The organism is Alcaligenes sp. YSL9, from assembly GCF_030515105.1.
Lineage (GTDB): Bacteria > Pseudomonadota > Gammaproteobacteria > Burkholderiales > Burkholderiaceae_B > Alcaligenes > Alcaligenes phenolicus.
The window spans coordinates 71,648-84,190 of record NZ_JALXJU010000003.1 but is presented as its reverse complement, the minus strand read 5'-3'; the positions used below and the strand labels follow the sequence as shown (position 1 = coordinate 84,190).

Here is a 12,543-nt window from a genome sequence, read left to right as displayed (position 1 = left end):
ATGGCAGAAAGGGCCAACTATGAAATACGATGAGGCACAACGCACCCCCCCTAAACGCTTGCAGGAAGCCAGCGCCATTGGTCAGAAGCTCCAGCAACTGCGCATCGCCCATGGAATGACTCAAAGCGATGTGGCTGCTCGTGCTGGTATTTCACGGTCCACGGCCGCCCTGCTTGAGCAAGGTAATGAAAGCCGAACGATGTCTCAGATCCTGCGCTACCTCCATGCCATTGAGCCCGAACTTACCTTGCTGGATCTGCTCACAGAGCAGTCCGGCGCTGTGCGGAGCTTCAACAATGCCAACAAGGTACAGCGTGTCTCCAGGAAAAATGCATCGAATACAGCCAACAGCGCTCCAGCCAAGGACAAATATGACTTCTAAACCGCGCAATCCATACAGCCGACCACCCAGTAAGGTTGCTGTGTTTGCTCATATTGCCCAAAGCGATCAGGGCAATGCTTTTGTACCAGCAGGACTACTGGAGAACGCGAATTCCGATGCGCCAAGCTTCACCTACGGTAAGCGCTATGTACAACGGCAACACGCGATTGAAATCGATCCTGCAGCACTGCCACTAAGGGCAGAAAACGGAGGCATACAACGTTTTACCTTACCTGGGCTGCACGAGTTTGGTGGACTGCGCGACGCGGCCCCTGACGCATGGGGTCGACGTGTCATCGAAAACAAACTCAAAGTAGGCTCGGGCGTTTTACCTGAAGTCGCCTATTTACTGGAGGCAGGAGTGGATCGCGTAGGCGCACTGGATATTCGACTTACGCTCGATTCCCCCGCCAAGAAATCGGCAGCTGGGGAGGTCAGCCTTGAACGCCTACTTGAAGCCGCTGATCGTATTGAAAATGACGAAGACATCGGTGAGGACCTGGCTGACTGCTTTGAAGGCCTAGGTTCGGCTGGCGGAGCCCGGCCCAAAGCATCTATTCGCGATGAATCCGATGTGCTGTGGCTGGCGAAATTCCCTTCCAAGTCTGATCGCGCCTGCAATGCTGTACTTGAAGCTGGCACCTTGGAATTGGCACGTGCTGCAGATCTATGCGTTCCACCCGTGCATATCCAATCTGTTGGCACGGCGCGCGTGCTCTTCATTCGTAGATTTGACCGTTACTGGGCAGCTCCGGGAGAAGCACCCGCTCCCGGCCAGGACAGTTGGTCGCCCGCCACCCCAGAACACAATGCTTCTACCGTTGAGGGGCGTATCGGCTTTTGCTCCGCTATGACCCTGATGGGCATTGATGAGTACGAAGCAAGAAGCAGTTCCTATCAGGCACTGGCCCTCAAACTACGAGAGCGTTGTTTGCCCACTTTCATCGATCGTGATTTACGTGAACTATTCAAGCGCCAAGCCCTGAACATCTTTGCCAACAACAATGACGATCACTTGAGAAACCACGCCTTCATCTATGACGTGGTCGGCAAAGGATGGAGGTTAAGTCCGCTCTATGACGTTCTGCCCATGAACACGGTGGCAAGCGAACGTTATTTGCACCTCGAACTAGGAGAGCAAGGAAGGCTGGCCACCCTGGACAACTTAATGACACGTTGGGCAGCCTACTTCTCTAGCCGCCAAGAAGCCATTCGCGCCTTGCATGAAGTATGGATAGTCGTCAGAGCCTGGAAGCCTTATTTTGAGCAGTTCGATGCATCCGCCCAAGACATGAGCTATCTGGAGGGTGCATTCAGACCACTAGAGCGCTTGGCCTCCTCCTCCTTAACGAAGGAATTGCGAGCCTTCGGGAACTAAACCATCATTCCTGTTAGTTGCATACTGGCACCCTGAAAAACGTATCACCTTCTACACGCCCCTAGCCCCCTTCTACAGATTCAAGTCATACGTCACCCACGCTGTTGCCTGAGCCAGACCATCGTATAGCCTTCGCGCCTGCGCATTGTCCTGCGCCGTAATCCAGCGCAGGAACGGCCAGCCCTGCTCCTTACCTGCCTGGGCGACTGCCTCAATCAAACGGCGGCCCAGCCCGCCGCCTCGCTGTTCCGGCAACACAAACAAGTCATCCAGAAAACCAGCATCCTTGCCTAGCAAGGGCTCCGGGAAAGGACGGTAATGCGCCAAACCCAGCAGCGCACCCTTCGCCGTCGCTACCACCTTGCCCTGCAAAGGATGCTGCGCATCCAGCAGCCAGCCCCAGGTACGAGCCAGGATCTCTTCATTCATGGGCTCTTTGTAAAACTCGGCGTATTGTCTGTACAGAGACTCCCAGGCGGCCCGGTCTTGTGGCTGCAGATCCCGGATCTGCATGCCATCGACTACTAGCTGTTCTGCACTGCTATTCATGCTTGTATTCCCCTGTTGCTACCATGCTGTTGCAAGAGCAGGCTGCTCCTGATGAGAGGCAAAATGCGGCAGTACATATTCAGCCAGCTCCTGGATAATTTCCGCCGCTGGTCGCTGCGCAAACTGAATACCCAAAGCGGCGTGATTCACACCCGCTGCCTGCCATTCCTCCAACAAGGTGATCAGCCCCTTGCGCCCGGTACGCAGTGTAAAACCACCTTGCAAGGGTGTGCGTGGATAATCAGGATCATCCACCAAGTCCAGCCACTCGTTGGTCATGTGTGGGCGAAAACCGCCATCTGGAATCCGGGCACGCCAGGCCTGAATTTTGGCAGCCAGCTTTTGCGGACCCAGCGGTGTATGTGTGGCTTCCGGATAGGTCAGCCAACCATCGGCATGTTCTGCGATCCATTCGGGCGACTGCCCCGAGGAGCCGGTGACAATCAAGGGGATCGAACCGTGCACGGGCTTGGGCAGCAACTCTGCCGTATTGAAGCGGCCTAGCGGAGAGTCGATATGCAATTGCCCCGCTTGCATCAACTGACGGAAATAGCTGACAGCGTGTGCAAAACGCTCTGCCCGTTCGGCTCGCTCCACACCATAGGCGGGAAATTCTATAGGCCTATCCCCGGAAGCGATGCCCAGCACCAAGCGTCCACCGGACAACTGATCAATGGTGAAGGCGGATTTGGCCAGATCGATCGGGTGACGCAAGGAGAAAATCGTGCTGCCCGTAGCCAAGGCCACCCGCCTGGTGCGAGCAGCCAGAAAAGCCAGATAGGTAAAGGGATCGAACACCTGCCCCGCATCACCAAAGCTGGGGTCATACAACGGTACGTCTCGCACCCACACCGCCGCAAAATCCTGGCGGTCTATCTCCTCTACCAACGCGGCCTGCCCGGCCAGCACACTCATATCGCCTTGATAAAAACGCAGAGGCAGAAAGATACCCATGGTCAGACGGCCGGGTGCAAACATGCGGCTATAGCCAGGGTGAGTGGCAAAGGTAGGGAAAGATGCGCCTTGAATCAGGCTTGTTTCAATCGTCATGATGTTTTCCCCTCAAGCGCCGGTAGCGGGCTCAGGCAAGGTAATGCCTTTACGGACTGCAGGGCGCTGGGCCACGCGCTCATGCCAGGCACTCATGTGCGAGTAGTGGCTGAAATCAAAATCGATAATTCGCGCAATATGCGTCCAGCCAAAATGCGCAATATCGGCGATGGAATAGTCCTGTCCTGCCAGATAAGGATGGTCTGCCAAGCGTGTATCCAGCACGGTGAACAGATCATTCACCAGACGGCGGTAGCGTTCGATGGCGGCCGGGATTTTCTCCTGGGCGAACAACTCAAAATGCACGCGCTGACCCAGAATCGGCCCCACGCTGGAGGAGTGAAATTGCAGCCATTTGATTGTTTCCCAGCGCTGAACAGGTTCTTTTGAAAGCAATTGACCGGTTTTCTCCGCCAGATACAGCAAGATCGCGGCGGACTCGAACAGGACAACACCTGTTTCATCATCCTTCATCACCGGGATACGCCCATGCGGATTCAAGGCCAGGAACTCTGGCTGCCTATGCTCGTTCGCGTCGATACGCACGTGATGCAAGCGGTACGGTAACGCCATCTCCTCCAAGGCGATGGTCGCCTTAAAGCCGTTAGGCGAACTATCGGTATACAGATCAATCATGGTGTGGCTCCAAAACTGAAAGTTCGCTCTTCCTTGTTATATAGATAAGCTAAACTTTAAAAACGATTCAGAAGCCTATTTTCCCCAGCTAGATGGCCAAATAAAAACGATTAAATCTACTTTATAGATTTAGATAAACTAAACCATGAATCCTGTCTTTCCTTTACAAGCTCTGCGCGCCTTTACCGAAGTCGGACGCCACGGCAGCATCAAGCTGGCCGCCCAGGCGCTGGGCGTAACCTCGGGCGCAGTCAGCCAGCAAATCCGGCTGCTGGAAGATCGCTTGGGCGTGACACTGTTTGTGCGCAGCCACCACAAAATGAGCCTGAGCGAAGCCGGTGATCAGGTCTACCCTATCTTGCTGACGGCGTTTGACCAGATCGAACAAGCCATGCACACGCTGGAAGCCACCAAGCAAAGGAAGACACTGACGATCAGCACCGTGCCTTCCTTTGCCGCATCCTGGCTGATTCCCCGGCTGGCCGACTTCAAGCAACACCATCCCGATATCGAAATCCGTGTGGAGGCGTCCCCCACGCTGGTGGACCTGCGTCGCGACAAAGTGGATATCGCCATTCGCCACGGCCTGGGCGTGTATCCCGGCTTGCAGGCCGAGCCCTTGATGGCCCCTGTCTTGCTGCCTGTAGCCAGCCCTGCGTTGCTGCAAGACAAGCCAACCATTCAGGAACCAGCAGATTGTCTGGAGTGGCCACTGCTACAAGATGCCGACCGGGCCGACTGGGCGCTTTGGCTGTCTGCCCACGGGGTGGAGGACGATGCGCGCGCCGATAGAGGCACGGCTTTTGAGGACGATTATCTGCTGATACGCGGCGCGATTGCGGGCCTGGGACTGGCTTTGATACCGCAAGAATATGCGCAGGATGAAATGGCCGCCGGCCGCTTGGTGCAAGTCCTGGACAAGCCCTGGCCAGCCCGCTTTGCCTACTATCTGGTGACCTTGCCCGATGCGACACAAAAAGCAGAGGTCCGTGCCTTTAGTGATTGGATAAGCGAGCAAGCCCAGCTATAGCAAGGTAGCCAGCCTATGTAGGACCACCACTTCAACAGTCCTCATGTCCACACCCCCTGCTCCAGACATCGACAATCCGCCTGACTTCCAACAAGGAAGCATATGATTTTTTTGAAAAAAAACCCCGTCCCGAAAGGACGGGGCAAACCTCAACAAGCAATTGAAAAACTCTTAAGGTAATTCCACGGCCACCGGACCACGGGGACGGGAACAGCACAACAAGACTTTGCCCTCTGGCACAGGGTCCAGCGGCTCTTCAAAATAGTCGACCTCGCCCGATACCAGAGTGCACATGCAGGTATTGCACAGGCCTGCGCGACAATTGAAGTCCGGACTCAAGCCTGTTTCTTCCGCCAGATCCAGCAAGGAGGGGCAGTCCTCATGCCATTGGGCCTGGCGGCCATCGGGCAGGAATGTCACCGTCTGCGCCGCATCTTCCGCTGCTGTCGCGGCTCCCCTTACTGCTTCTACAGGCGAATCCAGATCCAACACATTCGCGTCGACACGACTGGAGGGGGCAGGCTGGACCTGATCCTGAACCGCACTGGCTACACCATCATCCGCCAAGGTGTTTTCCAGCACCGTCGCCGGGCCAAAAAACTCGTAGTGAATGCGCTCACGTGCCACACCCAGACTACGCAGCACACCATAATTGCTCTGCATGAAGGCACTGGGCCCACACAGGTAAAACTCGTAATCATCCAGTGGCAGCCAACGCTGCAACTGCTCACGTGTAATCAGTCCCGCCACATGGTGCAAACCGGCTTGCTCATCATGTTCAGTCGGGTTGCGATAGCAGAAGTAAAGCTGCACGCCTTCGCGTTGTGCCACCAGCTCACGCATCTCATCGGCAAAGGCATGCACCGCGCTGTTATCGCATGCATGAATCACATACACCTTACGCTGGCTGCGTTTAAGTAGACGATGCAGCATGGCCAGCAAAGGGGTCTGGCCCACGCCACCGCTTAGCAACACCACAGGCCGCTGGCTGCTCTCGTCCAGCACGAACTCGCCCATAGGGCCGGCCGCATTCAACACATCACCTGGCTGCACGTGTTGATGCAGCCAGGTGGAAGCCACACCATCGGCCACGTTCAAGCCTGCCGGAGCCTCCTCGTGTTTGACGGAGATACGCAGACGATCCGTGCAGTCTGGGTCCCCCGACACGCTGTAATTACGCAGCACAGTTTGCCCGTCAATCTCCAGACGGAACACCAGATACTGGCCTGGCTGATAAGGTGGCACAACACCGTCCACTGGCTCCAGCACAAACGAAGTAATCACGTCGCTTTCGCGCTGCTTTTCCAGGACACGATAATCCCGGAAACGGCGGTTGGCCGTAGCCTCCGTAGACGCAGATGATGCAGTCGTATTCATCACGCTCAAGCCGTTGCCGTCTCGCTGGCGACGGCTTGCTCGGCCTGGATCATCTGGCTGATCTTGCGACGGAAGCGCAAGGGGCCTGAATCCAAGGGCAAATCCAACGCGGCAGGACGCTCTTTCAGGGCTTTGTGCACTTCTTCCAGAACGACTTTGTCTTCCAGGAACGCGTGGCGTACATCTTCGTTGAAAATCTTGGAGATGGCCTCGTCATCCGGGCTGAAGTTGCGCAGCTGGAACCAGAAGTAGCGGGTGTGTTCTTCGTCGATAGGCGTCAGGAAGTTATAGGAATCCATCAGGAAAACGTCCTGGTGGTACTCGCTGGGTTCCTCAGTCGCCGCACCGGCGGGCAGGAAGATTGCCTTGATCACGGCCAGCGACGGGAAGCGCACTTCGTATTGCTGTTTGCGGTCGCAATTGCCTTCAAATTTCACAAACTGCTTGTAAAACGGCGCAACTTCCACATTTTTGGACCAGCGCGAGACCGTTACGCCATTGTCCTCAACCTTGACGCTCAAGGGCAGACCAATAATGTCGGGGCTGCCGAACGAGCTTTGGTGTACCCAGGACACGTGCGAGGGGTCCAGCAAATTGTCGGTGACGTACAGGTAATTACAGTCCAGCTCCATGGCGTCGCCACGGTTCACACCCCATTCGGGATTGTCCCACTCGGGGATATCGATCAGTTTGGACGAATCAGCCAACTCAGGATCACCCATCCAGACCCAGACCAGGCCAAAACGCTCCGTACAGGGGTAGCTGCGTACCACCGCGCTTTTAGGGATTTGCGCCACACCGGGCGCCTTGGTACAGGAGCCGCTGCAATCAAATGTCAGGCCGTGGTAGCCACATTCCACCTGGTCGCCAATCAAGCGGCCTTTGGACAAAGGCAGGCGACGGTGCGGACAGGAATCTTCCAAGGCCACGGGCTGGCCGTCTTCGCGGCGATACAGCACCAGGTTTTCGCTAAGCATACGCACAGGCTGCAAGCTGCGCCCGAGCTGTGTAGCCAATGCGCCTACATACCAGGCATTGCGTACAAACATGATTTACCCCCAACTCTGAATACGGTGCATGATGGCTGAACGAGCCCATTCATGCTCTCTTGTTTGTCATGATAGTCGCAATCAAATTCAGCCTACTATCCATATCGTTTAGAATTTCTAAAGTTAAACTACTTTTCTGGACGGGGTCTGACCATCATGGATACCTTGCCTCCCTTACGTGCGTTGCAAGTCTTTGAGACGCTGGGCCATAGCCAAAGCCTGCAAGAAGCCGCCCGTCGTCTGAAAATTACTCCCGGTGCCATCAGCCAGCAATTACGTTTGCTGGAAGACTCGCTGGGCTGCAGCCTGACTTACAAAGAAGGCAAACGCTTGCGACTGACAGCGGCGGGGGTGCGCTTTCATGAAATCTGTACACAGGCATTTGAGCTATTGCGCGACGGCCAGCAAGAAATGGAGCGGTCGCGCAACACCAGCCTGCTTTCGATCAGCGCTTTGCCGTCCATGCTTAAAACCTGGATGGCACCGCTGGCATTTCAATGGCAGGAACAGTACGACCCGGAGCTGACACTGCATCTGAAAGGCAGCCATGCCGAGCCCGATCTGGAAGCCGAGCAAATCGACTTTCGGATTACCTACGGTCAGGCCGCCGCCCGCCCCCGCAGCTTTACCGAGCTGTATACAGACCGTGTCATTCCCGCCTGCAGCCCGACCCTGCTCCAAGGGCAAGCCGCTTTGCGGCATCCCCGTGACTTATTGAGCTATCCCTTGCTGTCCTCGGACTGGCAGCCACGCTTTACCTCGCCCCCCTCCTGGCGCGACTGGTTTGAGTCCTTGGAGATAGATATAGGCGATACGCCACTGGACCGCTTCCGGGTTTTTTCTCTGTCGCACATGGCGCTGGAGTCTGCGGTGGCCGGTCAGGGTTTTGTATTGGCGCAATGCTCGATGATAGAAAAGGAAGTACGCAGCGGGCAGCTGATCCTGCCCTTCTCCCATTCCCTCCCTCTGCCCTGGCCCTATGTGCTGACTCGACGAGCGGGTGCATTTGAGTCACCTCATAGCCAGGATTTTCATCGCTATTTATTGAACCGGGCGCGGCAGCAGGAGCAGATCAATCAGGAACTGCTCCTGCAAGCATTAGCCTGAGCAATGTCGCAATACGACGAAATACGGTCAGCTTGCCGGTTGACCTGCTTGCCTGACCATGGCTAAGCACTAATGAACCGTTGAGTGCTTCGGCTATGTAAGCGCAGGGCTATTCAATGGTTTAGCTCGACACTGTTCCGCTTTTCAGTTCAAGTTCAAGCCCCAGCCAAGTGGCCAAAGCAAGTCGGACGCATCAATCAGACAGGTACGTATAAGCGGCTTCCACCATACGACCAACGCAGCTGCGGATGCATTTTCAGCATTAAAAAAAGCGTGTTTACCGCCCCAGAAGGGGCCATAAACACGCTCTTTATGCTGGAAAGACGTCAGTGTCTTAGGCCACGACAGCAGCCAGCGACTCCGCAAAGTAATCCACATTGGACTGATTCAGGCCTGGCACGCTGATGCGGCCCGACTCCAGAACATACACGCCAAAATCGTCACGCAGTTTCTGGATCTGCTCTTTGGTCAGGCCGGTGTAGCAGAACATGCCTTGCTGTTTGACGAAGTAGCTGCTGTCGTATTGGGGAGCCAGCTCTTTCAGACGATCGTGCACACGCTGACGCATGGCAGCGATACGCTGACGCATGGTTTCCACATCTGCCGTCCACTCGGCCAGCAAGGACTCGTCGGACAAGATGGTGGCAATAGCCTGACCACCGTGCGAGGGCGGGTTGGAGTAGATGCGACGCACCACGGCCTTGAGCTGACCCAGAACACGATCGGCTTCATCCGCGCTCTGGCACACCACCGACAAGCCGCCGCAACGCTCGGAGTAGTAGGAGAAGTTTTTGGAGAAGGAGTTGGCCAGCAAGAACGTCAGACCAGCATCGACCATGGCGCGCACGGCGAAAGCATCTTCATCCAGGCTACGGCCAAAGCCCTGGTAAGCCATGTCCAGGAAAGGAATCAGCTTGCGCTGTTGCAGCACAGGGATCAGTTGCAGCCACTGCTCGTCGCTCAGATCAGCCCCGGTGGGGTTATGACAGCAGGGGTGCAGCAAGACAATGCTGTGCTCGGGCAGGACGGAAATGTCTTCCATCAGGCCGGTGAAATCCAGACCGCGAGTGGCTGGATCGTAGTAACGGTAAGTGTGGGTAGGAATGCCCGATCCACGGAAGATGGAGTGGTGATTATCCCAGGCTGGATCGCTGATCCACATTTCGCTATTGGGGTAGGCTTCGTGCAGGAAGTCGCCACCCACTTTCAAGGCACCCGAACCGCCCAGTGTCTGAATGGTCGCAACACGACCTTCTTGCAGCACTTTGCTGTCGGCACCAAAAACCAGTTTTTGCACGGCGCTGCGGTAGGAAGCCAAACCTTCAATAGGCAGATAGCCACGGGGCTGGCCCTTGGCCGCCCATTGTTCTTCAGCCCGGCGAGCCACATCCAGCAAAGGCAGACGGCCTTGGTCGTCGTAATACAAACCAATGGTCAGGTTGACCTTGCGATCGCGCGGATCGGCGTGAAATGCCTCGTTCAAACGGAAAATCGGATCGCCACCATAGGCCTGCAAATGCTCAAACATGCTTGTTCCTTGAAAAATTACGGTTGTGGGCCGCCCGGGCTGATCGCCGGTCTATTCAAATAACCATTGACCTTATACCTTGGGCCTACTTTAGCCAATATCCTGGGGCTCTTTTTGCAGCACATGAGCACGCGAGCGATGCGTGAATGCGTCATCAGACTTGTCCCCCCTTGGCTCGGCACGGCACCTGTTCTTGTCTAGTCGGTGCAGGCTGTCAAACGCCAGCGTCACCTTGAAGTCTGTTCACATTTTCAGCAAACCGAAGCCTCAAGAACGTGAACGCGGTGTGCCAGCCTGTCTGCCTGGGCCTTGCCAGCAAAGAATATACATGGCTTTCTGAGGATACAGAACCGTGCACTTGCATTCATTGTGCTTTCGGTCCTCCCGCACTCCCCATCTGTCACCGCATTGTCATATGCAGATCCCGTCCAAGACCGTTAACATGGGACTTTCACCGTTTCAACAGGAGTCCGCCGTGTCCGTATCGCCGCTGCCCAGTTCCCTATCCTGCCCTTTAGAAGGGGCCAGCAACTTCCGTGATATAGGCGGCTATGCCACAGACTCCGGCTCCTTTCGTAAGGGTCGCGTCTATCGTTCAGACCATTTGGCGGATCTGAGCAGCCAGGACCTGGACACCCTGCAAGAGCTGGGCATTGCCCGTTCCCTGGACTTTCGCGGAGCACACGAGCGCAAACGCTCGCCTTACCAGTACAGCTTTCTGACCAGCCACGCACTGACCGTCGAGCCCACCGTCTTGCCGGACTTTATGGACATGCTGGCCAAAGGTCAGGTGGATGTGGATGCGGCACACGGCACCATGAACAAGACCTACACCGAATTTGTGACCGGACACGCCGCCACCTTTGGCCAAGTCTTTGATCAACTGCTGCAAGCTGATACGCCAGTAGTCATGCATTGCACGGCAGGGAAAGACCGCACCGGCTTTGCCGTCGCCCTGCTGCACCGCGCTGCCGGGGTGCACCCTGACGATGTCATGCACGACTATCTGCTGACCAATCAATTCTTCCGCCGCCCCGATCTGCCCGACAACCGTGGCATCAGTGACGAAGTGCTGGATATTCTATGGGGCGTCAAGCCCGAGTTTCTGGAAACCGCCTTCAAGACGATTGATGAAACGTACGGCAATCTGGAGAACTTCTTTCAGAACGCCTTGAAGCTCAGCCCCGCCCGACGCGAGGCCTTGCTGGAGCGCTACACCGCTTAAACCACGCCTACGGAGGTCGCTGGCAGTTCCCAGTGACCTTCCAGGCTCAGGGCCGGTCCCATCACATTGCGCCAGGTCGGCAAATCATGCATTTGCGTAAACAAAGGCATGCAATAGCGTGGTTGCACCATATCCACCAGCCAGCGTAAATCCGTCAAACGCGGGTGCACATTCCAGCAAAGGGTATGCGTGCCACGTGGTGCATGTGGGGCCACATAGCCGGTGTGAATCAACAAGCGTTCACCAGACTCGGCATTGGGGTCCGCAGCCCGTGCCTGACGCTCCCGAATCAGCTCCCCTGCCTTGCCCTGACAGCCGTCCGGCTCACCGGCCAGCAGCAGGTGCGCTTGCGGATCAAACGTAGCCGCACGCGGCATCAACTCACGCAAGGATTGCTGCACACCCGGCAACAACAAGTCACTGCTTTGGCTGATCATGCGGGTCAGGTTTTCGTAGCAGGACGCGTCCATGCTCCAGTCCTCAAAACCTTGCTGCTGGCGCCACAAGGCAATCTCTATCGCCCGGCCTGACGGCGGTACGGGCAACAAGGCGGAATGCGACTCCAGCAAGGACTCCAGAATGCTCCAGGCCACGTGATGAGACTGGTCGTACAAACCGTAAGATGCGTCCAGCAAAGCCAGATACGCGGGCGGCGGCAAATCGAAGGGGAACAGCAAGGATTCGCAGGAAAAGTCCCCGCTATAGAACAGCCCACCGCCCACATCCAGATGCAGCCAGACACCCCCCAAAGCATGGCCGGACAAGCCGGTACGCACGGCAATATCGCCGATATAGGTCGTGCCACGGGTTGGCAGCTCACGCCAGATCCGCCCAGCAGGCAGGCTGCGCGCCGTAGAGGCCGTGGCATAAACAGGTATGTGTTCAGGCAACTTGGACAAGGAGCCAATATGATCCTGGTGATCATGCGTCACCAAAATGGCATCCACCTCCAGCCCTTGATACCAGTCGCACACCTGCCCAGGATACAAAGGCCCGCCGGCATCCAGCAGCAATCGCAAGCCACATGCCTGCACTAAAATGGCGGCTGGCGCTTTGCCTCCATAGCCGCTTAACACCGTCACCAGGGTCTGGTTCATGCTCCGTCCCCTACAAGGCATTCAGGCCAATACATCGCCAAGCCACACCCGGCATCCTGCTTTGCAGCACGGCGTAACACCGGGCACAAAAGCAAAGCATCAATAAGCGCAATGGGCCGCAGCGCACGCTGCCGG

At 56.3% G+C, this 12,543-nt stretch carries 12 protein-coding genes; 5 read left to right on the top strand and 7 right to left on the bottom strand.

The features are described 5' to 3' along the window. The first annotated feature begins 19 nt into the window (after positions 1 to 19). Both M2Q46_RS13085 and M2Q46_RS13080 read left to right on the top strand, forming a co-directional pair. A complete protein-coding gene (locus M2Q46_RS13085; RefSeq protein ID WP_052159270.1) occupies positions 20 to 382 on the top strand; it encodes a helix-turn-helix domain-containing protein in 363 nt (120 codons plus the stop codon). Beyond that, complete coding sequence (locus M2Q46_RS13080) at positions 372 to 1,760, top strand: type II toxin-antitoxin system HipA family toxin (RefSeq protein WP_302357405.1); 1,389 nt, start codon at positions 372 to 374, stop codon at positions 1,758 to 1,760. The genes M2Q46_RS13085 and M2Q46_RS13080 overlap by 11 nt, the downstream gene beginning before the upstream one ends. 72 nt (positions 1,761 to 1,832) lie before the next feature. Here M2Q46_RS13080 and M2Q46_RS13075 read toward each other — a convergent pair whose 3' ends face one another. From M2Q46_RS13075 to M2Q46_RS13065, 3 genes are read right to left on the bottom strand one after another with little or no spacing between them, the layout of a single operon-like run. Continuing rightward, complete coding sequence (locus M2Q46_RS13075; RefSeq protein ID WP_088451764.1) at positions 1,833 to 2,309, bottom strand: GNAT family N-acetyltransferase; 477 nt, start codon at positions 2,307 to 2,309, stop codon at positions 1,833 to 1,835. An 18-nt stretch (positions 2,310 to 2,327) separates the two neighbouring features. Then, positions 2,328 to 3,359, bottom strand: a complete 1,032-nt coding sequence (locus M2Q46_RS13070; RefSeq protein ID WP_137430505.1) for an LLM class oxidoreductase — start codon at positions 3,357 to 3,359, stop codon at positions 2,328 to 2,330. A gap of 12 nt (positions 3,360 to 3,371) precedes the next feature. Beyond that, on the bottom strand, positions 3,372 to 3,995 hold the full coding sequence (locus tag M2Q46_RS13065) for a glutathione S-transferase family protein (protein ID WP_035269680.1): 624 nt from the start codon (positions 3,993 to 3,995) through the stop codon (positions 3,372 to 3,374). Between the two features lie 145 nt (positions 3,996 to 4,140). On the opposite strand from M2Q46_RS13065, the gene gcvA reads away from it, so the two are divergent. Then, on the top strand, positions 4,141 to 5,025 hold the full coding sequence (gene gcvA, locus M2Q46_RS13060) for a transcriptional regulator GcvA (protein ID WP_302357404.1): 885 nt from the start codon (positions 4,141 to 4,143) through the stop codon (positions 5,023 to 5,025). 171 nt (positions 5,026 to 5,196) lie between these two features. Here the strand turns inward: gcvA and M2Q46_RS13055 are convergent, their stop codons facing one another. Beyond that, entirely contained in the window at positions 5,197 to 6,402 is a 1,206-nt protein-coding gene (locus M2Q46_RS13055; protein ID WP_302357403.1) for a 2Fe-2S iron-sulfur cluster-binding protein, read from the bottom strand. 5 nt (positions 6,403 to 6,407) lie between these two features. Then, positions 6,408 to 7,451 carry an aromatic ring-hydroxylating dioxygenase subunit alpha gene (locus M2Q46_RS13050; RefSeq protein ID WP_302357402.1) on the bottom strand — a complete coding sequence of 348 codons (1,044 nt, stop codon included), beginning with the start codon at positions 7,449 to 7,451 and terminating at the stop codon, positions 6,408 to 6,410. Between the two features lie 156 nt (positions 7,452 to 7,607). On the opposite strand from M2Q46_RS13050, the gene M2Q46_RS13045 reads away from it, so the two are divergent. Next, entirely contained in the window at positions 7,608 to 8,558 is a 951-nt protein-coding gene (locus M2Q46_RS13045; protein WP_302357401.1) for a LysR substrate-binding domain-containing protein, read from the top strand. Positions 8,559 to 8,892: 334 nt separating this feature from the next. On the opposite strand, the gene M2Q46_RS13040 is transcribed toward M2Q46_RS13045, so the two are convergent. After that, a complete protein-coding gene (locus tag M2Q46_RS13040; protein WP_042485435.1) occupies positions 8,893 to 10,086 on the bottom strand; it encodes an amino acid aminotransferase in 1,194 nt (397 codons plus the stop codon). 475 nt (positions 10,087 to 10,561) lie between these two features. On the opposite strand from M2Q46_RS13040, the gene M2Q46_RS13035 reads away from it, so the two are divergent. Next, positions 10,562 to 11,311 (top strand): tyrosine-protein phosphatase, encoded by a 750-nt coding sequence (locus tag M2Q46_RS13035; protein ID WP_035269673.1) that lies wholly within the window; start codon positions 10,562 to 10,564, stop codon positions 11,309 to 11,311. Here the strand turns inward: M2Q46_RS13035 and M2Q46_RS13030 are convergent. Continuing rightward, positions 11,308 to 12,408, bottom strand: a complete 1,101-nt coding sequence (locus M2Q46_RS13030) for an MBL fold metallo-hydrolase (protein WP_302357400.1) — start codon at positions 12,406 to 12,408, stop codon at positions 11,308 to 11,310. The genes M2Q46_RS13035 and M2Q46_RS13030 overlap by 4 nt on opposite strands. Positions 12,409 to 12,543 lie beyond the last annotated feature (135 nt).

Bases quoted from the DNA above. Each gene is read 5' to 3' on its own strand.
- M2Q46_RS13065 (WP_035269680.1), bottom strand. From the start codon at position 3,995: ATGATTGATCTGTATACCGATAGTTCGCCTAACGGCTTTAAGGCGACC.
- M2Q46_RS13080 (WP_302357405.1), top strand. From the start codon at position 372: ATGACTTCTAAACCGCGCAATCCATACAGCCGACCACCCAGTAAGGTT.
- gcvA (WP_302357404.1), top strand. From the start codon at position 4,141: ATGAATCCTGTCTTTCCTTTACAAGCTCTGCGCGCCTTTACCGAAGTC.
- M2Q46_RS13070 (WP_137430505.1), bottom strand. From the start codon at position 3,359: ATGACGATTGAAACAAGCCTGATTCAAGGCGCATCTTTCCCTACCTTT.
- M2Q46_RS13075 (WP_088451764.1), bottom strand. From the start codon at position 2,309: ATGAATAGCAGTGCAGAACAGCTAGTAGTCGATGGCATGCAGATCCGG.
- M2Q46_RS13050 (WP_302357402.1), bottom strand. From the start codon at position 7,451: ATGTTTGTACGCAATGCCTGGTATGTAGGCGCATTGGCTACACAGCTC.
- M2Q46_RS13030 (WP_302357400.1), bottom strand. From the start codon at position 12,408: ATGAACCAGACCCTGGTGACGGTGTTAAGCGGCTATGGAGGCAAAGCG.
- M2Q46_RS13085 (WP_052159270.1), top strand. From the start codon at position 20: ATGAAATACGATGAGGCACAACGCACCCCCCCTAAACGCTTGCAGGAA.
- M2Q46_RS13040 (WP_042485435.1), bottom strand. From the start codon at position 10,086: ATGTTTGAGCATTTGCAGGCCTATGGTGGCGATCCGATTTTCCGTTTG.
- M2Q46_RS13055 (WP_302357403.1), bottom strand. From the start codon at position 6,402: ATGAATACGACTGCATCATCTGCGTCTACGGAGGCTACGGCCAACCGC.
- M2Q46_RS13045 (WP_302357401.1), top strand. From the start codon at position 7,608: ATGGATACCTTGCCTCCCTTACGTGCGTTGCAAGTCTTTGAGACGCTG.